Annotated in this window: 24 protein-coding genes; 17 read left to right on the forward strand and 7 right to left on the reverse strand. The window is 59.3% G+C overall.

Annotated elements, in window-relative coordinates; genetic code table 11:
- The first annotated feature begins 16 nt into the window (after positions 1-16).
- From NW860_RS09695 to glmS, 6 genes are all read left to right on the forward strand, one after another.
- On the forward strand, positions 17-910 hold the full coding sequence (locus NW860_RS09695; RefSeq protein ID WP_414513884.1) for a universal stress protein: 894 nt from the start codon (positions 17-19) through the stop codon (positions 908-910).
- A 23-nt stretch (positions 911-933) separates the two neighbouring features.
- Positions 934-1,740, forward strand: coding sequence for a nickel pincer cofactor biosynthesis protein LarB (larB, locus tag NW860_RS09700; RefSeq protein ID WP_414395101.1), 807 nt, complete (start codon positions 934-936; stop codon positions 1,738-1,740).
- 242 nt (positions 1,741-1,982) lie between these two features.
- Positions 1,983-2,795 (forward strand): TerC family protein, encoded by an 813-nt coding sequence (locus NW860_RS09705; protein WP_414420412.1) that lies wholly within the window; start codon positions 1,983-1,985, stop codon positions 2,793-2,795.
- Between the two features lie 256 nt (positions 2,796-3,051).
- A complete protein-coding gene (locus NW860_RS09710; RefSeq protein ID WP_414395097.1) occupies positions 3,052-3,789 on the forward strand; it encodes an ABC transporter ATP-binding protein in 738 nt (245 codons plus the stop codon).
- Positions 3,789-5,015: an MlaD family protein gene (locus NW860_RS09715; protein WP_414513914.1), complete on the forward strand. Its 1,227-nt coding sequence runs from the start codon at positions 3,789-3,791 to the stop codon at positions 5,013-5,015. Before NW860_RS09710 ends, NW860_RS09715 begins: the two co-directional genes overlap by 1 nt.
- Before the next feature lie 73 nt (positions 5,016-5,088).
- On the forward strand, positions 5,089-6,936 hold the full coding sequence (glmS, locus tag NW860_RS09720) for a glutamine--fructose-6-phosphate transaminase (isomerizing) (RefSeq protein WP_414395096.1): 1,848 nt from the start codon (positions 5,089-5,091) through the stop codon (positions 6,934-6,936).
- Positions 6,937-6,959: 23 nt separating this feature from the next.
- Here the strand turns inward: glmS and kaiC are convergent, their stop codons facing one another.
- The 3 genes from kaiC to NW860_RS09735 are packed head-to-tail and all read right to left on the reverse strand — an operon-like array spanning position 6,960 to position 9,840.
- Positions 6,960-8,549, reverse strand: coding sequence for a circadian clock protein KaiC (gene kaiC / locus NW860_RS09725; protein ID WP_414513887.1), 1,590 nt, complete (start codon positions 8,547-8,549; stop codon positions 6,960-6,962).
- 14 nt (positions 8,550-8,563) lie between these two features.
- Positions 8,564-8,866, reverse strand: a complete 303-nt coding sequence (gene kaiB, locus NW860_RS09730; RefSeq protein WP_414395092.1) for a circadian clock protein KaiB — start codon at positions 8,864-8,866, stop codon at positions 8,564-8,566.
- A 2-nt stretch (positions 8,867-8,868) separates the two neighbouring features.
- The gene (locus NW860_RS09735) at positions 8,869-9,840 is read right to left on the reverse strand and encodes a circadian clock protein KaiA (RefSeq protein ID WP_414513889.1); all 972 of its coding nucleotides are present in this window, start codon (positions 9,838-9,840) and stop codon (positions 8,869-8,871) included.
- Between the two features lie 95 nt (positions 9,841-9,935).
- On the opposite strand from NW860_RS09735, the gene NW860_RS09740 reads away from it, so the two are divergent.
- From NW860_RS09740 to NW860_RS09760, 5 genes are read left to right on the forward strand one after another with little or no spacing between them, the layout of a single operon-like run.
- Complete coding sequence (locus tag NW860_RS09740) at positions 9,936-10,868, forward strand: nucleoside hydrolase (RefSeq protein WP_414412210.1); 933 nt, start codon at positions 9,936-9,938, stop codon at positions 10,866-10,868.
- Positions 10,869-10,883: 15 nt separating this feature from the next.
- On the forward strand, positions 10,884-11,453 hold the full coding sequence (gene pgsA / locus NW860_RS09745) for a CDP-diacylglycerol--glycerol-3-phosphate 3-phosphatidyltransferase (RefSeq protein WP_414513891.1): 570 nt from the start codon (positions 10,884-10,886) through the stop codon (positions 11,451-11,453).
- Positions 11,410-11,937: a crossover junction endodeoxyribonuclease RuvC gene (gene ruvC, locus NW860_RS09750; RefSeq protein WP_414513893.1), complete on the forward strand. Its 528-nt coding sequence runs from the start codon at positions 11,410-11,412 to the stop codon at positions 11,935-11,937. Before pgsA ends, ruvC begins: the two co-directional genes overlap by 44 nt.
- Before the next feature lie 53 nt (positions 11,938-11,990).
- Entirely contained in the window at positions 11,991-12,638 is a 648-nt protein-coding gene (locus NW860_RS09755; protein WP_414395084.1) for an LON peptidase substrate-binding domain-containing protein, read from the forward strand.
- A 26-nt stretch (positions 12,639-12,664) separates the two neighbouring features.
- The gene (locus NW860_RS09760) at positions 12,665-13,852 is read left to right on the forward strand and encodes a GNAT family N-acetyltransferase (RefSeq protein WP_414513895.1); all 1,188 of its coding nucleotides are present in this window, start codon (positions 12,665-12,667) and stop codon (positions 13,850-13,852) included.
- A 4-nt stretch (positions 13,853-13,856) separates the two neighbouring features.
- Here NW860_RS09760 and NW860_RS09765 read toward each other — a convergent pair whose 3' ends face one another.
- Positions 13,857-14,531: a response regulator transcription factor gene (locus NW860_RS09765; protein WP_414410934.1), complete on the reverse strand. Its 675-nt coding sequence runs from the start codon at positions 14,529-14,531 to the stop codon at positions 13,857-13,859.
- 158 nt (positions 14,532-14,689) lie between these two features.
- Between NW860_RS09765 and NW860_RS09770 the strand changes: the two genes are divergently transcribed.
- Complete coding sequence (locus tag NW860_RS09770; RefSeq protein ID WP_414404733.1) at positions 14,690-15,430, forward strand: rhomboid family intramembrane serine protease; 741 nt, start codon at positions 14,690-14,692, stop codon at positions 15,428-15,430.
- Positions 15,431-15,473: 43 nt separating this feature from the next.
- Positions 15,474-16,037 carry a Uma2 family endonuclease gene (locus NW860_RS09775; protein ID WP_414513898.1) on the forward strand — a complete coding sequence of 188 codons (564 nt, stop codon included), beginning with the start codon at positions 15,474-15,476 and terminating at the stop codon, positions 16,035-16,037.
- Positions 16,038-16,061: 24 nt separating this feature from the next.
- Here NW860_RS09775 and NW860_RS09780 read toward each other — a convergent pair whose 3' ends face one another.
- Positions 16,062-17,654 carry an NAD(P)H-quinone oxidoreductase subunit 4 gene (locus NW860_RS09780; protein WP_414404945.1) on the reverse strand — a complete coding sequence of 531 codons (1,593 nt, stop codon included), beginning with the start codon at positions 17,652-17,654 and terminating at the stop codon, positions 16,062-16,064.
- Positions 17,655-17,990: 336 nt separating this feature from the next.
- Here NW860_RS09780 and NW860_RS09785 point away from each other — a divergent pair, with 336 nt between their 5' ends.
- Together NW860_RS09785 and yidD are read left to right on the forward strand one after the other, a co-directional pair.
- Positions 17,991-19,025 (forward strand): adenosine deaminase, encoded by a 1,035-nt coding sequence (locus NW860_RS09785; protein WP_414395074.1) that lies wholly within the window; start codon positions 17,991-17,993, stop codon positions 19,023-19,025.
- 56 nt (positions 19,026-19,081) lie between these two features.
- Complete coding sequence (yidD, locus tag NW860_RS09790; protein ID WP_414404731.1) at positions 19,082-19,360, forward strand: membrane protein insertion efficiency factor YidD; 279 nt, start codon at positions 19,082-19,084, stop codon at positions 19,358-19,360.
- 5 nt (positions 19,361-19,365) lie between these two features.
- Here the strand turns inward: yidD and NW860_RS09795 are convergent, their stop codons facing one another.
- Entirely contained in the window at positions 19,366-19,800 is a 435-nt protein-coding gene (locus NW860_RS09795; protein ID WP_414513901.1) for a RidA family protein, read from the reverse strand.
- A gap of 86 nt (positions 19,801-19,886) precedes the next feature.
- On the opposite strand from NW860_RS09795, the gene NW860_RS09800 reads away from it, so the two are divergent.
- Entirely contained in the window at positions 19,887-20,237 is a 351-nt protein-coding gene (locus NW860_RS09800) for a phenylpyruvate tautomerase MIF-related protein (RefSeq protein WP_414422567.1), read from the forward strand.
- Between the two features lie 50 nt (positions 20,238-20,287).
- Here NW860_RS09800 and gshA read toward each other — a convergent pair whose 3' ends face one another.
- Positions 20,288-21,424, reverse strand: a complete 1,137-nt coding sequence (gene gshA, locus NW860_RS09805) for a glutamate--cysteine ligase (RefSeq protein ID WP_414404728.1) — start codon at positions 21,422-21,424, stop codon at positions 20,288-20,290.
- 176 nt (positions 21,425-21,600) lie between these two features.
- On the opposite strand from gshA, the gene NW860_RS09810 reads away from it, so the two are divergent.
- The coding region (locus tag NW860_RS09810) for an NAD(P)-binding protein (RefSeq protein ID WP_414513903.1) at positions 21,601-21,901 on the forward strand (301 nt) is incomplete at its 3' end.

Genomic DNA, 21,901 nt, shown 5'->3' on the forward strand with positions numbered 1-21,901 from the left:
CTCTGCCTAAAGCCATATGTTCAAAAGCCTGTTGATCGCCACCGATTGCCGCGATGGACTGCAGCGTTTTGGCAAATGCCTGGAAGAGCTTTACCTGAATGGGATTGAGCGCGTTGCTTTTGTGCATAGCGTTGCTCGGCAGGACGACGACATTGGCCTTCCCGAAGACCTCACCCCCAAAGTGCAGGCGCAACAGGCTCGCTTACAAGAGGTGTTGAGCGCCGTTCCTGCAGGGCTGGAAGTCGAAGTCTTGGTGCAGGCGGGCAAGGCGGTGGATCTGATTTTAAGAGGGATCCAAACCTGCAGCTCCGACTTGCTAATCACAGGCATGGGGATCCACAATCTGCTCACCGAAAAACTGTTTGGAAGCACCACCTTGGAGCTGCTGCCGAAGCTGACCGTCCCGGTAATGGTGATGCGTCCGCAACTCATCGCCGCCTTTACTCTGGAAGAATTGCGCCTGCGCAGCCGCCACCTATTTCGCTCCCTCCTAGTGCCTTTTGACTTTGAGGAGCCCCGCCGGCAGCTCCTCAGCCGTCTTGGCCAACTGCTGCCAGGAACTTCCCAGTGTCAGGCCATTACGCTGCTCTATGTGGTGGATCCCAGCGCCCGCCGCAACCAGGGATCGCCGGCAGAAGAGCTCAAGCGCAGGGCCGAGGCCGACTTGGCCCGGTTAGTCGAACCGCTGGTCGAGCAGGTAAAACCGGTGCAGTTGCGGGCCTTGGTGCGGGTGGGATCCCCGCTTCAGGAAATCCTAGCCACCGCTGCTGAGGAGGACATGACCGCCATTGCCACCGCCTCCCCACGGGTGGGGACCTTTTGGGAGTGGTCAATCCGTAGCCTCACCGGCGAGATTCTACGGCAAAGTTGGCATCCGGTGTTGTTTTTCCCGCGCGGTTCCTTAGCGTAGTAGAGCTGCCCAACCCCCCTTCTATGCCGCTTGACCAAACCTTGAAGGAACTGTTCCAGGCGGTGGCTCAGGGGAAGCTCTCTCCCGAGCAGGCCCTGCAAGCCTGTCGCTTCCTGCCTTTTGAGGCGGTAGGAGACTTCGCCCGTGTGGATCACCATCGCCTTCTGCGCACCGGCTTTCCCGAAGCCGTGTGGGGGCCGGGCAAAACTCCCGAGCAGATTGCCCAGATTCTGGAGCGGCTGCACCGCCAGGGATCCCTAGCTTTGGCCACCCGCGTCGATCCCTCGGTCTATGCCCAAGTTCGCTGCCGCTTGCCCCAGGCCCAGTATTCTCCTGTAGCGCGCTTGTGCTGGATCCCTCCCCAAAAGGTGCATAGCTATCCCGGCCAGATTAGCGTGATCTCCGCTGGCACTGCCGACGTGCCGGTGGCTGAAGAGGCCGCTCTCACCGCCGAGCTCTCCGGGTTTCAGGTCAACCGCCTCTGGGATGTGGGAGTGGCCGGGATCCACCGCCTGCTGCACCACCGCGCCGCTCTGGAAGCCGATGTGCTCATTGTAGTGGCAGGCATGGAGGGAGCCTTGGCCAGCGTGGTGGCGGGCCTGGCAGACTGTCCGGTAATCGCTGTGCCCACCAGCGTTGGCTACGGGGCCAGCTTCCAGGGCTTGGCTGCCCTACTGACCATGCTCAACTCCTGTGCGGCGGGAGTGGGAGTGGTGAACATCGACAACGGCTTTGGGGCGGCCATTTTGGCAGGCCAGATCCTGCGCTGTGGACAGCGGCTAGCGACGCGATTGCCTTCGCCTGCAACTCCTGGAGATAGGGAAGGTTAAGAAATGTAAAACGATCCTGAGCTGGACAAGCTATACTCGGGCCATAGCTATGCTGGAGCTTTGAAGTTCTCCGCTGGGAGGAAGCTGAGGGGTCGAGCCTTTCTCCAGCTACCCTTCTTGGGGCGCTTCCTCAACGACCACAAAAATCTTCCGAAAGGGGGGTTATGGACGTAGGATAGCCGTCTGGGGTTGGCTGCACGGGACGAACGACTCTTTGACCGGAGCACAGGAAGCTCGCTGCTATGTCAATCAAGGCAATAGACACCGCTGTGGCTCTTGTTCAAGGGATAATTCAGTCTTTTAGTTGGGCGGATCTCTTTTTGGTGGTGGCTCTGGTGTTTTTGGAGGCGGCCCTCTCTGCCGATAACGCTGTCGCCTTGGCTGCTTTGGTCAAGCATTTGCCCACCCCCCAGCAGCAGAACCGGGCTTTGCGCTGGGGCATTGTCAGCGCCTATGGCTTTCGTATTGCCATCGTGTTTGCAGCGGTGTGGTTGGTCGAGTACCCGCCCGCGCGATTCTTGGGGGCCTGCTACCTGCTCTGGCTGGCCTGGCAACATTTTCGCGGGGAAGAGGAAGGCCCAGCGCAGGACATCACTCGCCAGGCCAATTTTTGGCAAACGCTGGTCATGGTGGAGCTCACCGACCTTGTGTTTTCCTTCGACAGCATTGCTGCTTCCGTGGCCGTCTCCCGCAAGGCGTGGGTGATCATCCTTGGCGGCATCCTCGGCATTACCCTGATGCGCTACATGGCCTCTTTGTTCTTGCGCTGGCTGGATGAGTTTTCCCGCCTGGAAGATGCTGCCTTTGCCATCATCGCCCTAGTGGGAAGCCTCATGCTGCTGGAGGTGTTCTTCCCCCAGATCGAGATCCCGGACTGGGGAATGGTGGTGGCTGTGTTCCCTGTGTTTGTCTGGGGCTTCTCCCAGCGCCGCAGTCCTTCTCCCCCAGCCGTGGCCCAGCCAGATTCGGCTCTGCCCCGTTTAACAGAGGAGATCCCTGCCGGCTTAGCCGCTCTTGCCGAAGTGGAGTCTGCCGCCGAGCTACAGTTGGACTAAATCGCCAGCAGGTTGTCCGGGCAGGGGAAGGGCCTTGTAGACTAGCAGTGGAGGCAAGCCACCGGAGGAACGTACCCTGATTCCGCAGTTTTGCCGGAAGTGGTGGACAAAGTGCTGCCAGCAAGCCATTGCCACCAGCAAGGACAACCACCAGAAGCCCCCAGCAGGGGTAGAGGGTGGACACTCTCCAGCCAAGGTAGACGAGCCGATCCCTCTGGTAGAGCTGCGGCAGGTCTCTAAGCGCTTTGGGGCTACGGTGGTGCTGGATCGGATTGACCTCAAAGTGTACCGGGGCGATGCCCTAGGACTGGTGGGGCCTTCCGGCACTGGCAAGTCGACCCTGTTGCGCATCATCGCGGGCCTAACGGAGCCCGACGCTGGCGAAGTGCTCTGGTGCGGCATCCCCCTGCCAGAGATTCAGGCCGGCCACCGCACTCCCCCCTTGCGGCTGGGCATGGTATTTCAGCAAGCGGCTCTATTCGACTCCCTAACGGTGGAGGAAAACGTCGGTTTTTTGCTCTACGAGCACTCGCGGCTGCCGCGAGCCCGCATTCGGGAACTGGTGGCGGCCAAGCTGGAGGCGGTGGGGCTGGCGGGTAAGGAGAACAGCCTGCCGGAAGAGCTCTCTGGGGGGATGCGCAAACGGGCTAGCTTTGCCCGCGCCATCATAGAGGATCCCTCTCTGCCCCAGGACGAGCCGCAACTGCTGCTTTACGACGAACCCACGGCGGGCCTGGATCCCATTGCTTCCACCGTAATCGAAGACCTCATCCGGGATCTGCAACAGGTGAAAAAAGCTTGCGAGAGCTACATCGTCGTAACCCACCAGCACAGCACCATCTACCGCGCCACCGACCGCGTTGTGCTCTTGGCCCAGGGGCGGGTGCAGTGGGAGGGATCCGTGCAAGAGATTGAGACGAGCGACAACCCCTTTGTGCGGCAATTCTTCAGCGGTAGTGTAGAAGGGCCAATTCAAGTGGCAGGGCAGGTGTGATGCGTTCGCGAGCCATCCGAGAAGGGGCAGTGGGCCTGTTGATCTTGGCGGGGGCGCTGATCTTTGCCGGGCTGTTTCTGTGGATCTACAACCTGCGCTTTGGCAGCCGCGGCTTTCGGTTTACCGTTACCTATCCCGGCGTGGCCGGCCTGGCGGAGGGCTCTAGCGTGCGGCTGCGGGGGGTAGCTGTGGGCCGGGTGGAGCGCATCGTGCCTCAGGCAGCTCAGGTGGAGGTCCAGGTGGCCATCGACCAGCCCTTGATCATCCCTCGCGATGCTCTGTTTATTACCAAGCAAACAGGGTTGGTGGGGGAGACGGTGGTGGACATCTTGCCTAGGGGGAGTGTCGAGGGGGCAGTGGGATCCCCCCTAGCTGCCGATTGCGACCGCAGCCAAATCATCTGCGATGGCGATGTGGTGGAGGGCACACCGGGGGTGGATTTTGGCCAGTTGCTGATTCCCCTGGAGCGGTTGCTTGCACGGGTTAACGATGATGAGGTTTTTAGCACCCTTAACGCCACCCTAGAAGGGATCACCCGCGTTGCCGACAGCGTGGCCAACCTCTCGGAAACCCTGGAAGATCGGGTGGCAGCCCTGCGCACGGAAGATCTGGACTTGTTGCAATTCACCGAGGCGGCTAGAGCAGTGAGCCAAACTGCCGCAAGTCTCCAGGAGGCTGCCGACCAGTTCACGGCCCTGCTTCTAGAAAATCGCACCTCGCTCCAGGCCGCCCTAGAGAATATCCAGCAGGTGAGCGCCGATCTGGAGGCGATGTCGAGCGCGGTTCGCCCGCTGCTTACCGATCCGCAACTGCAGGAGGAGGTGCGCCAGATCCTAGTAGGGGCGCGAGTAACGGCGGAGAACGCGGCCAAGGCCACTGAGGATCTGCGGCAGCTTGCGGCTGCCCTAAGCGACCCGGGCACCTTAGCAACCTTGCGCCAAACCCTGGACTCCGCCCGCATCTCCTTTCAGAACGTGCAAAAGATCACGGCTGACATCGACGAGCTTACCGGGGATCCCCAGTTTCGCCGCGCCCTGCGAGAGCTGGTGTTGGGGCTGAGCAACTTGGTTTCCAGCGCCCCTTCCAACAACGGGATTCAGCCCGCTGCCGTCCAAGTCGCGCCCGTTTCTTTTACCCTCGCCCCTATGGGGCAGCAGCCGGTTCCCCAAGAGGAAGCCAAGATCCCTGCCGAGATCCGCTCCCCTAGCAGCGGCAAAAGCCATTGAAGGGATCCCGAAGCTGGGGTAGGCTTTGCGGGTATAGGACGCCGCGCCGTCGACCAGGGTTGAGGTGTGAGGAATGTGTGGCATTGTCGGCTATGTGGGCTTTCAGTGGGCTGCCCCCATTCTGGTGGAGGGCCTACGCACCTTGGAGTATCGCGGCTATGACTCCGCAGGCATTGCCACCGTGGATCCAGAAGAAGGCTTGAGGATCGTGCGGGCCACCGGCAAGCTGCACAACCTGGTGGTGAAACTCACTACAAACATGCCCACAGCCAAGGTGGGGATTGGGCATACCCGCTGGGCCACTCACGGCGGCATTAGCGAAGAAAATGCCCACCCCCACTGCGACGTCCAGGGGCGCGTCGTGGTTATTCAAAACGGCATTGTGGAGAACTACCTGGAGCTAAAGGAAGAGCTGCTGCGGCGAGGGGTTACCTTTCGCTCCCAAACCGATACCGAAGTCATTGCCCAACTGCTCGGTCTCTACGTCGAGGAGCTGGGATCCTTTGAGGTGGCCTTTGGCAAAGTGATGGGACGGCTGCGGGGGGGAAATGCCGTGGTGGCTTTGGATCGGGAGGCGCCGGATCGGCTGATTGCCGCCCGCCTGGGCAATGCCGGGGCTGTGGTGATTGGGGAGGGGGAAGGGGAAAATTTTGTGGCCTCAGATCTGCCTGCCATCATCCGCCACACCCGCAGGGTGGTGTTTCTGGAAGATGGAGAGATGGCCATCCTCACCGACTCCAGCGTGCGCTATCAGCGCATTACCGGCGAGGAGCTGCGCAAAACCCCCCTTACAGTGGCCTGGGATCCGGTCTCGGCGGCCAAGGGCGGCTACAAGCACTTCATGCAAAAAGAGATCCACGAGCAGCCGCGCACCATCACCGAGACGCTGCGGGGGCGGGTGGATCTGGAAGCAGGCCGGGTGAACTTGGAGGGGCTGGCCCTGACAGAAGCGCAACTGGCTCAGGTGGAGCAGATCCACGCTGTGGCCTGCGGCACTGCCTGGCACGCCTGCCTGGTGCTCAAGTACTTCATTGAGAGCCTGGCCCGCACCCCGGTGCAGGTGGACTACGCTTCCGAGTTTCGCTACCGCCAGCCGGTGCTGCGTCCCCACAGCCTGCTTTTGGCTCTTACCCAGTCCGGCGAGACGGTGGATACGCTGGCAGCCATGAGCGAGGCCCGTAGCCAAGGGATCCCCACCCTAGCCATCGTCAACGCCATCGGATCCCAGGCCACCCGCCTGGCGGATGCGGGGGTTATCTACATCCACGCCGGGCCGGAGATCGCCGTGGCTTCCACCAAGGTCTTTACCGGCATGTTGGTGGCAGGGTACCTGCTGGCCCTGCAACTGGCCCAGGCCAAAGGGATCCTCAGCCCAGCCCAGATCCAACCCCACCTGCAAGCTTTGATCGAGCTGCCAGCCAAGATCAGCCTCTTGTTAAAAGACGCCGCCCTCTACGACCACCTGGCGGAACAGTACCACCATGTCACCGACATGCTCTACCTGGGCCGCTGGGTCAATGCCCCCATTGCTCTAGAGGGGGCGCTGAAGATGAAAGAAGTGAGCTACATCCATGCCGAGGGCTACCCAGCAGGGGAGATGAAGCACGGCCCCATTGCTCTCATCGACGAGCGCATGCCAGTGGTGTGCATTGCCACCCGCGATCCTGTCTACGAAAAAATGCTCTCCAACATCGAGCAGGTGCGGGCGCGGGGCGGGCGGGTCATTGCTCTAATTAACCCGGAAGATACCCAGGTGCGGGAGAAAGCCGACCACGTCATCGAGGTGCCCAGCACCACTCCTCTGCTGTCAGCGGTTTTGAACGTCATCCCCTTGCAGTTGTTTGCCTATGCCATGGCCCTCCGCCGGGGAGCCGACGTGGATCAGCCGCGTAACTTGGCCAAGTCGGTTACGGTTGAATGAGCAGCGTTTGGTGAACCTTTCACCTAATCTAGGTTTTGCACAATTCGGGAAAGCTCACTTCTCTCGTCCACACTGATTCGGGTCGGGGATCCGCTGATAATCCGCTCGTAGCCGCGGAAGGAATCGCGAATTTCAATGCCCGAGTTGGAGATGACGTACTCGCGGATGCCCTTGTCGTGCCAAGATCCCCGCATCTTAAAGACGTTGAGGGCCCGCGCCATCTCGCCCCGAATCTCCACGTACTGCAGCAGAATAATTGTGTCGGTAATGGTGGAGATGTGGGACTCAGTGATGGAGTGGGATCCCATGAATTGGTCAGTAGTGTTGGTGAAAAAGCCAGTGATCTCCTCCTGCTTGGCTAGGCTAGTTACACCAATAACAAACTGCCGAAAAGCATCTTGGCTTACGCCCCGCGCCAGCGCCGAGAGGGAGTCAATGGCCATGCGGGAAGGTTTGAAGGCCATCATCTCCGCTTTGATCCGCTGCAGATGGTCTTCCAGACCAGCAGACTCGGGGTAGGCGCAGATGATCTTGAGGAGGCCCTGCCGTTCAAACCCCTCTAGGTCGATGCCCCAGGAAGAGGCATTGCGGGCAAGCTGCGCCCGCGACTCTTCATAGGCAAAGAGAAGGCAGCGCTCCCCATTCAGGCAGCCCCGCTCGAGGAACTTGCTCACTAGCGAAGTCTTGCCAGTTCCCGTGGCGCCGGTGGCCAGGATAATTGAGTCCTTGAAGAAGCCACCGCCACACATTTCGTCCAGCTTCTCAATTCCAGAAGAGATGCGCACATTGGAGGAGCGCTGAGTCAGTTGCATCGCCCCCAAGGGGAAGATGCTGATCCCCTCGTGGGTGATGGTAAAGGGATATTCGCCCTTCATGTGGGTGGTGCCGCGCAGCTTCAAGATCTCGATGGTGCGCCGCCGTTTCTCTCCTTCCAGGATGTTGCGCAGGATTACCACGTTGTCGGAGACAAATTCCTCCACCCCGTAGCGAGCAATCGGGCCGTACTCGTCCGTGCGCTCCGTGGTCATGACGGTGGTGACGTTGGCCTGCTTGAGGCGGGCCGTCAAGCGGAAGAGCTCCCGCCGCACCACGCCGGCAGGGTCGTACTGCTGAAAGATGGCGGTCACCGAGTCGATGGCAACCCGCTTGGCCTTGTATTTGCGAATGGCGTACTGGATGCGTTCGATGAGGCCAGACAAATCGAAGTTGCCGCTGACCTCGTAGCCCTCCGGGTCTGGAGAAGCATCCAAGATAAAGAGCTGACCTTTGTCGATGAGGGCCTGCAGATCCCAGCCAAAGCTGGAGGCGTTGCGGATAATGTCGGCAGGGGTTTCCTCAAAGGTAACGAAGATTCCCGGCTCTTGGTACTTGACGATGCCGTTGTAGATAAATTGCAAGGCAAACAGGGTCTTGCCCGTACCCGAGGTGCCGCTGACCAGGGTGGCGCGCCCCAGGGGCAGGCCGCCGTGGCTGATGTCTTCAAAACCTTCGATGCCCGTTTGCTTCTTGGGAATCCCGCGCAGCTCTGGGCTGCCGTTGCGGCGGCTAAGGATCTCCTCGGCAGCATTCTCCTGCAGGTTTTCCGGCCCAGAAGGTTCCAATGGCTGGCTCATCCTGCTCTCTCCTCTTAATCCTCTTCGTCCGCTTCTTTGCAGAGTAGATCTAGGCCGATGAGCACCTTCTCGCGGTTGGACAAGTCGCCAATGATCTTCCGTACCGGCGGCGGCAAAACTTTGGTCAGGGTTGGTGTCGCCAAGATCTTATCCTCCTCTGCCAGTTGCGGGCTCTTCAAGACATCGATGACCTTCAGGCTGTAGACGCCGCCGAACTCCTTTTCCAGGATCTCTTGCAAGGTGTTGAGGGCGCGCAGAGAACTGGGCGTATTGCCCGCCACATAGAGCTTGAGGACATAGGCTTTGCGACTGGACATGGCTAGGGATCTCTTGGAGCAGGTTGGGGAAGGGAGCGGCGGTACATTTCACTGAGGTGAGCCATCACGTCGATGAGGGTGAGGCGGTAATCCAGCAGGATCTCTTCGCTGCGACCCTCCAGCTTCAGTTGTTTGGCAAAATCCTCCATCAGGTTCATGTGCAGCTCCAAGAGTTGGGCAGCACTGATGTCGGCAAAAAAGGCAAGCGCCACCAGCTCGTCAATGCGGGCATTGACCGTCTCAGGAGATTGGAAATAGTCCAAGACAATGGCCTGGTAAAGATTGCGCAGCCGCCGCATGAGGGCCTGTTGCTCCTCGGGGGGCAGGTGGCGATAAAACAGGGCTGGATCCCGATGGTAGTACACCCCGGCATAGCCCAGCCGCTCCCGCAGCTTTTCTGCCAGCCGCTGCTGTTGCCGGTAACTGTCCTCGGGGTGGGGGAGGGCTGGGGGCAAGCTGCAGATGGGAGAAACCTGGAGAAAGAAGGCAATGGCCCGACTGACGAGCAGCTCCAAGGTGGAAGGGGAAGTCGGGGTCGGGGGGCAAAGCAGCTCTTGGGGCGAGACAAGGCGAACCAGGGTAGCGTTGTGGTAGAAAAATTGCTCTCGCTTCAGCAAAGCTCTGGCCTCTGGAGAAAGGGGAGGCGCGGCGGAGAGGCTGGCAGCCTTTTCTGGTTGGAGCTCTGCCGCCTCTGCAACCATAGCCACCACGGCTGGCAACAGCAGCCCCTGCTTGCAGAGCTGTTGGCCTAGCGCCTCCAGCGTGGGTAGCCGCTCCAAGGCTACCAAGAGCACCAGGCAGTCTGGATGGCTTTCTTCCTGTTGCAGGGCTTCCAGGAGAGTCTGGGGATCCTGGAAAACCTCAGTTACAAAACGGTCTGGCGGCAGCAAAACCTCTAGCGCCAGCTGCTTTCCTCCAGCCGGCTCCCAGGCGAGCAAAAAGCAAACGTGCAGCGGATAGGCGCTGGTCTCCAACAGGATATAACGATAAGAACTGTCTCTAATCTTAAATCTTCCTAAACGGCCTGGAATCTGCCTCGCGCTCAAGAAGCCTACACTGGGGGTGCCCCATGCTGCCTTTGATTATCGACTGTGACCCTGGCCAAGACGACGCTGTAGCCCTGCTGCTGGCGCTGGCCTCGCCTGAGCTAGAGGTGCTGGGCATTACCACGGTAGCCGGCAACGTCTCTTTGGAGAAGACTAGCCGCAACGCCCGGCAGATCTGCGAGTTGGCCGGCCGCCCGCAGGTGGGAGTTTATGCCGGCTGTCCCCGCCCGCTGTTGCGCCCCTTGGAAACCGCGGAGGAGGTGCACGGCAAAAGCGGGATCGACGGGGCCAATTTGCCGGAGCCGCAGATGCCGCTGGGATCCCAGCACGCGGTGCAGTTTCTCATTGAGACCCTTAGGGGGGCGCAGCAGCCCGTAACCTTGGCGTTGTTGGGCCCGATGACCAACCTGGCGGTGGCCCTAGTGCAGCAGCCCCAGATTGTGGAGCGCATCGGGCGGCTGGTGTTTATGGGAGGATCCGCTTTTGAGGGCAATGTCACGCCGGCTGCCGAGTTCAACATCCTCACTGATCCCCACGCCGCCCAGATTGTCCTCAGTGCCGGGATCCCCGAAGTCGTCATGCTCGGCCTAAATGTTACCGGACAAGTCCTCAGCACCCCAGAGCGGATCGAGCGCATCCGCGCTCTGGGCACTCGCGTTGGGCAAACGGTGGCCGACATGCTTACCTTCTACGGCAAGTTTGATGTCCGGCGCTACGGCCTACCGGGAGGGCCCTTGCACGATCCCTGTGTCATTGCTTACCTCCTGCAGCCGCAGTTGTTTGAGCTCAAACCCTGCTATGTAGAGGTGGATACAGTCAGCCCGCTCAACCTGGGCCGGACGGTGGTGGATCGCTGGGGCCTCAGCGGCCGCCCGGCCAACGTGCAGGTGGCCTTTGGGGTGGATGCAGAAGGGTTCTACCGCCTGCTCACTGAGCGCTTGGGCCGCTATCGCTAGCTAAAGAGGAAAACCATGAGCCAGACCCCCCCAGCTCCCCTTGGCAAACCGGCGTGGCTAAACCTGCCCACGGCTTTTACCCTGCTGCGCCTAGTAGGGATCCCCTTCATCCTGGGGGGACTGAGCCTGAGATCCCCAGAGGGGGAAAGACTGGCCCTCTGGGCGTTTCTAGGGGCAGCGGCAACCGATTGGCTGGATGGCCACCTGGCCCGCCGCTATGGGCTGGTCACCGACCTTGGCAAGGTCTTGGATCCCTTGGTGGATAAGCTGCTGGTGCTGGCGCCGCTGCTGGGCCTAGTGGAGCTGGGGCGGATCCCGGCCTGGGGGGCTTTCCTGTTGGTGGGGCGAGAGCTAGCCATCGCTGGCTGGCGGGCCAACCAAAGTCAGGTTCACAGCGCCAATTTCTGGGGCAAAGCCAAGACGGCAGTCCAAATCCTAGCCATCGCCCTGCTAATCCTCAATTGGCCGGGTGGGATCCCCTGTTTTTGGGTGGCGGTGGCCCTTACCCTGATTTCGGGGCTAATCTACTTGCGCAGCAACCATGCCGCCGCAACTTCTTCCCCCGCAAAAGACTCCCTGGCCTGACAACCTCCCCGAGCAGCGCATCCTCGGCCTCGACCCCGGCTTGGGGACGGTGGGCTTTGGCTGCATTCTGGCCAGAGCCGATGGTCTCCAGTCTCTGGACTACGGCATCATCAGCACGCCCGGGGAGCAGCCCATCCACGAACGGCTGCAGATTCTCTACGAGGATTTGAGGGAGCTCCTGCGGCAGCTGCAGCCTCAGCAGGTGGCCCTGGAAAAGCTCTTTTTCTACAAGATGAGCAACACCATCCCCATTGCCCAGGCGCGGGGGGTGATTTTGCTCGTCTTGGCCCAGCATCAGCTAGTGCCGGTGGAGTTTACCCCCGCCCAGGTGAAGCAAAGCCTAACAGGCTATGGCCGCGCCGACAAACAGGCCGTACAGGCTGCCGTGGCCCGCGAGCTCAACCTGCCCTGCTTACCCCGTCCCGACGACGCTGCCGATGCCCTAGCCCTTGCCATCACCCTCTGGCACCACCGCTTTGCCTAGGGCTTTTTCGGGATCGCTAAACTAGACTCAGGAGCGCAAAATACAAAAGCCTTATGCCTTCCTCTTCTGTGGATGTTTGCGAGCTGCCCCTATTTCCCTTGCCAGAGGTGGTGTTGTTTCCAGGCCGTCCCCTGCCGCTGCACATTTTTGAGTACCGCTATCGCATGATGCTCAACACCATCCTGGAGACGGATCGGCGCTTTGGGGTGCTGATGTTCGATCCCCAAAAGGGATCCCCTGTCCAAGTGGGCTGCTGTGCAGAGGTGGTGCAGGTGCAAAGGCTGCCGGACGACCGCATGGATATTATGACCGTGGGACGGCAGCGCTTCCGCGTGCTGGACTACGTGCGGGAAAAGCCTTTCCGGATTGGGCTGGTGGAGTGGATTGAGGACGAGCCCCCCCAGGGCGATCTTCAAGACTTGGTCGCTCAGGTTTCTACTCTGCTCCAGGAGGTGGTGCGCCTCTCCAGCAAGCTGATGGAACGGGAGGCGGCACTGCCAGACTCGTTGCCCACTGACCCTGTAGAGCTATCCTACTGGGTTGCTAGCCACTTCCATGGAGCCCCTCGCGATCAGCAGGCGCTATTGGAAATGGTCAGCACTGAAGCTCGGCTGCGGCGGGAAGCCGAGATCCTCGAGTCCGCCTGCAAGCACTTGGCTGCCCGCACTGCCCTCAAGGATCTCTTTTCCAAGAGTTCTTGAAGTTGCCCAAAAAGCAGAGCAGGTCAATGTCAACGGGCTTGCAAGTGCGCTGGTGTCACGATATCCGCCAGATCCCTGCCTCTAGTTGGCACGCTCTGCAAACGGAGCGCACCTCTCCCTTTTTGGAATACGAGTGGCTATACAGCTTAGAGGCTTCCGGCTGTGCCAGCCGCAACACGGGTTGGCTGCCTTGTCACCTGCTTGTGGAGGCGGGGGGGCAGCTGATTGCGGCGACTCCCTTGTATTTGAAAAGCCACAGCCAGGGAGAATTTGTCTTCGACCAGGAGTGGGCTGCTGTGGCCGCCCGACTGGGGGAACGCTACTACCCTAAGCTGATTGGCATGGCTCCCTTTACGCCGGCCACCGGCTATCGCCCTCTTGTCCACCCCGACTACTCAGAGGCAGAGGTGTGGCCCTTGATGTTGGCCGCCATCGATCGCTTCTGCCAAGAGAACGATATTTCCGTGTTCAGCCTGCTCTATGTGGATTTGGAGTGGCGATCCCAGCTAGAAGCCGACGGATTCACCCCCCGAATTACCCACAACTACCAGTGGCACAATCCTGGCTACCGCTCTTACGAAGACTTTTTGAGCCAGTTCAACGCCAACCAGCGGCGCAATATCAAGCGAGAGCGGGCCGCCATGGAAAAAAGCGGCATAGAACTCAAGGTCTACACCGGTGAGGAAATCACGCCGCGTCTACTTTCTCTCATGTACGACTTCTACAGCAACACCTGCGCTCAGTTTTGGAACTGGAGCAAATACCTTAACCGCCGCTTTTTTGAATCCCTCTATCCCAACTACCGGCAGCGACTGGTGCTAGTAGCCGGAGAGCGAGATTCAGAAGTGATAGGAATGTCTTTTTGTGTCCGCAAAGGGGATCGCCTCTTTGGGCGCTACTGGGGCTGCCGGGAAGAGGTGAAGTTCTTGCACTTTAACGTGTGCTACTACGAGCCCATTGCCCTGGCCATCCGGGAGGGAATCCGCAACTTCGATCCCGGAGCCGGGGGATCCCATAAGATCCGACGGGGATTCCCAGCTACACCAGTGTATAGCTACCACCGCTTCTATCGTCCACGGCTAGGGCAGGTTTTGGTGCCCTATTTAAACCGCGTCAATCCCCTCGTGTTGGCCGAGCTGGAGAGAGTCAATCAGAACGAGGTTCCCTTTCGAGAAGACATTCTGCCTTCTTTGTCTACCCTCACTCGAGGCTAAACAACTACCACTGGATGAGCTTTCTCTGAACTGCTGCCATGCACATGGCAACGCGAGCATTGATCTCGTCTTCCGACCCAAAGATATCAAGCTTTTCTTTGAGTCTTTGAATACAGTTTTGTACGGTCTTTTTGCTCGTGTGGATGCGGTCAGCAATGGCCTGGTCAGTAAGGGCCTCCTTGCAGAGTAAGTTTAAGACTTCAATTTCCCGCTCCGTCAACTTCGTTAGGCCGCGCAACTCTCGCGGCATGCGCAATTCCCCGTTGAGAGCACTTTTGGCCCCTTCCAGGAAGACGCTGCGCCGCTCCATTTTGTTGACGGCGGCAAATCCGCCCTGGTGCTTGCTGATTAGGCCCACCAGGGGAGTTAGCAGCAGGGGCTCGCTGGAATAAACCATCACGTTCAGGGTGGGGTAGTTCTCGAAAATATGGCGCAACAACTCTAGGCCCGGCTCGGCAGACTGCTCGCCGCTGGTTTGACCGTAGAGCAAGTCGACCACCACCAGGTCTGGCTGCTCCCGCTGCAACCGCCGGATGGCGTCCATCGGATTGGAAACAGCAATGCACTGGGCATCGGCTGCAATCCGCTGTAGCCACTCGCAATTGTTTTGGGCGACCTCGGGATGATCCTCGACCACCAAAAACTTAAGCGGGGCAGTTCGGCTCTCAACCTCAGACATCAATCCTCTCCTCAAATCCACTGTCAGCTGTGAGGGACAGCAAGCACACCCCTGCAGTCTAGGGATCCTACCAGCAAGCTACCCTAGTGTAGCCTCAAGCTGGGTCGGGAAAGACCTATCGAGCTAGGCTAGAGGGTGATGTCAACCGGATTCTAACCGTGGTACCCCTCCAAGATCGCAACCCCACTACCCGCCCGGCCTATGTTACCTATGCCCTGGTCCTCATCAACATCCTGGTTTTTGTGTATGAGCTTACCCTATCCCCGCAAGAACTGGTGGCTTTTTTCCGAGAGTGGGCAGTGGTGCCAGCGGAACTAACGGCCAGCTTCCGAGGCGAGATCACCTCTTCGCTGCGCCCCGAATGGGTAACTCTATTCACCTCACAATTTTTGCATGGGGGCTTTTTGCATCTTGGCGGCAACATGCTCTTTTTGTGGGTCTTCGGCAACAACGTCGAGGATCGCCTGGGCCATGTGCGCTACCTCATTTTTTACCTAACTTGTGGAGCCTTGGCCGCCCTAACTCAGTGGTTTTTCGATATGGAGTCCGCCATCCCTTCGCTGGGGGCAAGTGGGGCTATTGCGGGGGTGTTGGGAGCCTACATCCTGCGGTTTCCCCAGGCTGAGATCCTGACTTTGGTGCCCCTGGGCCTTTTTACCACAACCGTCTATGTTCCTGCCTGGGTGTTTTTGGGCTTTTGGTTTGTGCAACAGGCATTTTATGGCATTGCTAGCCTGCAGACTCCTATCAATATTGGCATGGAGGGGGGAGGGATCGCCTACTGGGCCCATGCCGGAGGTTTTGTGTTTGGCCTCATCTTGGGGCCCTTGATGGGGCTGTTTGCTGGCAAAAGCCCCTATGACCGCCAGCAGCAGCACTACCCAGACTTAGATCTGTAGCTCTGACTGTCAGATTCCAAAGGCAACTTGCGAGGAAAAAAGCATGGTCAGTCTACCTGCCAAGTCTTTAACTCTGGAGGAGTTTCTACAGCAGCCGGAAACTGAGCCTCCTAGCGAGTTCATGGAAGGAGAAATTACCCAAAAACCGATACCACAAGCAAAACATAGCCGTCTCCAACTAAAACTGGGCAGCTTCATCAACGAGCTGTTGGAGCCTCCTCAACTAGGGATGGCCTTTCCAGAGCTACGCTGCACCTTCGCCGGATATGCAATTGTGCCCGACATTTCTGTGATCGTCTGGGAGCGGATTCCTGTGGATGAAGACGGCACCATTCAAAACCTCATACCTTTCTGCCCAGATTGGGTGATCGAGATCCTCTCTCCCGATCAAAACCAAGTGAAGCTGGTCAAAAAAATCTTGATCGGCTTGGCCCACGGCTGCCAAATGGGGTGGATCGTAGCTCCCGAAGAAAGGGTTGTTTTTGTCTACCCTGCCGGGCAACAGCCGACAGTGCATGAGGATCCCCAAGAGGTTATCCCCGTTCCCGCCTTTGCCCAAGGGATCCAACTGAGCATCGAGACATTGTTTGGCTGGCTGCGGGTTTAAGCCGGCAAAAGGCAGCTACCTCCTTCAACGGCTGTTGGAGAGAGCAGGAGCTTGGGCAACTGTCCCACTGGCCTGGGGCAGTTCCTGCCGCAGCAGGGCCACCAAGGCATTCGTGGACTGGTCGTAGAGGCTAGTTACCAGCTTGGGGTAAAGCCCAATGCCGATGACAGGGATGAGCAGACAGGCGATGATGAACACCTCCCGCGGCTCGGCATCCACCAATTCTTCGTGTTCGGTGAGCTCTTGGTTTTCCGGGCCAAAGAAGATCTGGCGCAGCATCGACAGCAGGTAGATGGGAGTCAGGATCACTCCAACGGCGGCTAGGAAAACTACCACCAGCCGGAAGGGAAGGGAATAGGCATCGCTGGTAGCCATGCCGACAAAGACCATCAGCTCAGCCACAAAGCCGCTCATGCCAGGCAGCGCCAGAGAGGCCAACGAGCAGGCGGTGAACATCGAGAAAATCTTGGGCATCTTTAGGCCGACGCCGCCCATTTCCTCCAGCTCCAGGGTATGAGTGCGGTCGTAGGTGGCCCCCACCAAGAAGAAGAGGCTGGCCCCAATGAGCCCGTGGGAGATCATCTGCAGCATGGCGCCACTCATGCCGATCTCCGTTAGGGATCCGATGCCGATGAGGACGAAGCCCATGTGGCTGATGGAGGAGTAAGCGATCTTCCGCTTCAAGTTGCGCTGGGCAAAGGAAGTGAGGGCAGCAAAGATGATGTTCACCACCCCCAGCACGATCAAGACGGGTGCAAAGTAAAGGTGGGCATCCGGCAGCATGCCCGCGTTCATGCGCATCAGGGCATAGCCCCCCATCTTGAGCAGGATCCCGGCCAGCAACATGTGAACGGGTGCCGTGGCTTCGCCGTGGGCATCGGGCAGCCAGGTGTGCAAGGGGAAAATGGGCAACTTCACCCCATAGGCAATGAGGAAAGCTCCGTAGAGCAGCAACTGGAAGTTCAGTGGATAGCTTTTGCTAGCCAAATCCGTCATGTCAAAGCTGACGGGATCCCCGTAGAAGGCCATAGCCAAGCCCGCCACCAGGATAAACAAGGAGCTGAGGGCGGTGTAGAGAATGAACTTGGTAGCCGCATAGAGGCGGTTAGGTCCCCCCCAGATGGAGAGGAGCAAATACACCGGGATCAGCTCCAGCTCCCACATCAGGAAAAACAGCAGCATGTCCTGCACGGCGAACACCCCAATCTGGCCGCCGTACATAGCCAACATGAGAAAGTAAAACAAGCGCGGCTTAAGGGTAACCGGCCAAGCGGCCAAGATGGCGAGGGTGGTTACAAAGGCCGTAAGCAGGATCAGCGGCATGGAAAGGCCATCAGCCCCAACTGACCAACTCAAGCCCACCTGGGGCACCCAGGTGTAGCGCTCCAGCAGTTGTAAGCCCGTCTGACTGGGGTCGTAGCCCACATAGAATCCAGCCAGCAGGATGAGCAGGTCAGTAACCGCAACAAACAGGGCAAACCAGCGGATCCGCTCCGCCAACTTTTGGGCATAGGCCCGGGTGGTGGGATCCCCCGCCGGCGCCGGGATCACCGGAATGAAGAGGGCAGCCACCACCGGATAGACAATGACCGTGGTCAGCCAGGGAAACTCGTGCAAGCTGGGCAGCGCCATGAAGATAACCTCGTTACGCTAAGTTCGTGCCACACCCTTCCAGGAAGATTGCTGTCGGCTACAGCCAACAGCCCTTCATAAGTATCTCTGCTCAGTCAGTAAACCTCCAGGACTATCTTACTCAAGGCTCCTTCCCTCTTCGTCGCCGGGGATGCTCCAACCGGTGCCCCTCCCAAGCCTCACTGCCTGATCCCTGGTTAGCCAACCCTGCACAATTGGGCCTGGACAAGGCCACTGCTGCTGGATAACAATAGGCAGAAACAGTACTTAACAACCAAGCCAAGTCTGCTCCAGGGGTGGCTCCAGGCGAAGCTTCAAGGTATGGCACTGCATGCGGAGTTGCACCGCCACCTAGGCGGTTCGGTTGTTCCTAGGATTTTGTGGCGCTACCTGCATCGCCACGGATCTCCCCTAGCAGAACGCTTTCCCGACTACGCCGAGTTTGAGGAGTTCTACACCCGCCCCCGCAACACCCTGGAAGAGTACCTAGAGCTGCACACCCTGGTGGAGCAGGTGCAGACTCTAGAGAGCTTACCCTATTTCGTCTATCGCCTGATCCGGGGGGCCTATGTCTTTGAAGACCTGGCCTATCTGGAAATTCGCTACACCCCCTACCTACGCACGGATCCTAAGCTGGACGAGGCCGATCGCCTCAAGCAGATGCGGCAGGTCATCGAGATAGTGGGGCAGGCCTGCCAGCAGCGAGAATATCCCATCATCACCACCCAGATCGTGTGTTTGCACTCCCGCCTGCCCAGCCACATCAACCGCGCCATGGTCGAGGCGGCTGCTGAGTCGGAGTATGTCAGTGGCATCGACCTGGCCGGAGGAGATAAGGCCTACGGCGAGCGGATGGACGAGTGGATTGAGCTCTTCAAGTACGCCCTGGCCCGTGGCCTCAAAACTACTGCCCACCTCTATGAGACGCTGGATGGCTGTTATCCAGAGCTGTTGCCCTATGTCTTGCGGATTGGCCATGGCATTCAGATCCCTCTCCACTACCCAGAGCTGCTGCCAGAGCTGGCGCGGCGAGGCCAATGCCTAGAGGTCTGTCCTACCACTTACCTGAAGACGGGTACGCTGCCCAGCTTGGAGCCCCTTAAGCTAGTCTTTGACCGCTGCTTTGAGGCGGGGGTGGATATCGCCATCTGCACCGACAACGCCGGCTTGCACAATGTGCGTCTGCCGTTTGAGTACGAGAACCTACTGACCCACGACATCATCGATTTCGATCAGCTTAAACGTTGCCAGGAGGCGGCTTTTCGCCACGCTTTTGCCTGGCCTTACAAAGAATACCCAGCTCTGCTGTTGTCGGAGCTCCAGCGGTCGGCATCGGCTTCCTTAGTGGCTTTGTAGAACCTAGGTAGCCTGTAAGCTAAGGTTTGACGCCGCCGTTAAGTAAGGGTTTGCCCATGCGGGAACAATCGGATCTCTTGACCCGCAGCCTCATCGCCCTGATCCGAGGCTACCAGGTGGCCATTTCCCCTCTGCTACCGCCTGCCTGCCGCTACTACCCCACTTGCTCCCAATACATGCTGGAAGCGGTGCGGCGCTATGGGGCCATCCGAGGGGGTTGGCTAGGGATCCGCCGCCTCTGCCGCTGCCATCCTTGGCACCCAGGGGGCTACGATCCAGTGCCTGACTTGCCGGGATCTGCAGCCGACGAAAACTGTCGCCCCAGCCGCAACTGAACGCTTCAATCTCGGTAGCAGGCTACCGCCTCGATTTCCACCAAAGCATTGAGGGGCAGACAGGCCACCTGGATACAGGAGCGGGCTGGTGCGGGCTCGGTGGCGAAGAACTCTCGATAAACCTCGTTCATGGCGGCAAAGTCTTTCATATCCGCCAAAAAGACCGTGGTTTTTACCACATTGGCTAGGCACGTTCCCCCCGCTTCCAGCACCGCCTTTAGGTTTAGCAGCGCCTGCCGAGTTTGCGAGGCAACATCTTCTCCCACCAACCTGCCGGTTTTGGGATCCAAGCCCAACTGGCCAGCAGTAAACAGGAAAGGCCCGGAAGCGACAACGCCCTGGCTGTAAGGACCTACAGGGGCAGGAGCAGCCTCGGTTCGCACCTCCCGGGGACCTGCCCCGGCTTGAGGCTCAGAACTGACCGGCTTCCTCTGCTCCATGGGGATTGGCGGAACTCTGCAGCTAACCTACCACAGCTGGATCCCCGGCAATGGCAAGATCTACTCGTCGGCCAAAAGAAGCACCTATGCCCTTAATTAAGTTGCAAACGCCGCTGCAGCCTGAACCTGCCGCTGTGGAGGAGCTGCTCAAGTCGCTCTCTGCCGCTCTGGCCAAACAGGTGAGCAAGCCGGAAGCCTACGTGATGACCGCCTTTGAAGGAGGGATCCCAATGACCTTTGGCGGCAGTGCGGATCCCTGCTGCTACGTGGAAATCAAGAGCGTGGGTCAATTTTCCGCCGAGCAAACCCGGGCCATGAGTGAGTTTTTTTGCAGCGCCATCGAGGCAGCTTTGGGGATCCCGAAGAAGAGGATTTTCATCGAGTTCACCGAGGCCAAGGGCTACCTCTGGGGATGGAATGGCACAACCTTTGGATGAAATGCCGCCCAAGAAAACTGAAACGAGGGACGGCTGCCGTTGGCAAGAACCTAACCAACAAGCTGGCAGAGGGTTTTTTGTCTTTCTCGATCCTGGTCCTCTAGCTCTTGGATGGCCTGTTGGTACACCTGGGCAGGGGTGGATCCCTGGCTAACCTGCTGCAGCCAGCGCTGGGCCTCGTTGCCCCGTTGGAGCAGAGTTTGCAGGGGAGCCAAGAAGCAGCCCAGGCCCTGGGGTTGGCCAATGCGCCAGGCTTCGGTCAGCAGCTCTTCAATCCACTCCTGGGCTGAGCGTTCGCGGCCGGTGCGCCAATCGATCAGCCGAGCTTGCAGGGACTCGCGGGCGGCAGCTTGCTCGTTAGCCTCGCAAAGGCTCTCCAGCTCCGCTGGGGTAAAGGGCCCCTGCAAAGGATCCAGAACCTCCGGTTGGGATAGCAATTGCCAGAGGCGGGCCTCCACCAAGGCAGCAATGGCCAGGACCATCACTGGATCCGCCACCAGGTCGCAGATGCGCAGCTCCACCCGGTTGAGATGGTAGGGCCGCTCCGGACCATTAGGCCGCACAGAAGCCCAGAGGTGGCGCACATTCTGCATTGTGCCCAGGGCCAGTTGCTCCTGCATCCAGGCGATGTAATGGGCGTGATCCCGGAAGAAGGGCACCTGAGCTGGCGTTTTGGGAAACACCTGCCAACGGCTGGAATGATAGCCCGTTACCTGGCCGTCCAGGAAAGGGGAAGAAGCGCTTAGGGCCAAGTAAAGAGGGGCTTCCGCCCGCAGCAGACGACAGGCGAGGAAAATAGCCTCGCTATCCGGCAGGCCAACATTGATGTGGATGCTGGCAGTTACCACCCGCGTGCCATAGGTGCGCTCGATGTAGTCGTGGTAGGGGTTGCCCGGATCCGAGCGCTCAAAGTGGTCGCTGCCGCCCAAAGCCAGGGTGCTCCCCGGCAAGAGGGTGTAAGGGCCCAGGCGGCGCAAAAACTGCCGCAGTTGCAGGCGGGGCCGAAGGAGGGCACAGAGCAGATCTTCGTAGCGGCGAAGGGGTGGGGTGATGTACTCTACGTTGCGCCGATCCGGTTCTCGCATAAACCCCGGCAGAGCTCGGCAGATGCGATCCGACAGCCCCACCACTTCCCCGGCGGCGGTGCCGGTGTACATTTCTACCTCAAAGCCCTTGGTCAACAGCACAGGCCAGCCTCCAGCCGCAGCCTCCTCTGCCCATTTTCCCAGGGTTTTGCAGGTACTACAATGTCGGCAAGGCTTGAAGGCAAGAGCAAGGCCAGATGCGGGATCCCATCTATATCCTGGGGGCAGGGCCGGCGGGCATGGCGGCTGCCTACCGCTTGACCTAGCTAGGCTTCCCCGTGGTGGTAGTGGAACGAGAAGAGGGAGTCGGGGGCTTGGCCAAAAGCATTCGCTACCAGGGGTTCATTCTCGACTACGGCCCGCACCGGTTTTTTACCAAGATCCCAGCGGTGCTGGAGTTGTGGAACCAGGTTTTGGGATCCGAACAAGTAACTGTCCGGCGGCTTACCCGCATCTACTACCGCAAGCAATATTTTCAGTACCCCATTCAAGCTTGGGAAGTCCTGCGCAAAGTGGGGTGGTGGGAAAGCCTGCGCATTGTCCTTTCCTATCTTTGGGCACAACTCATTCCGCGGCCAG

Origin of the sequence: Synechococcus sp. F70.1 (genome assembly GCF_047502745.1) — a bacterium.
Lineage (GTDB): Bacteria > Cyanobacteriota > Cyanobacteriia > Thermostichales > Thermostichaceae > Thermostichus.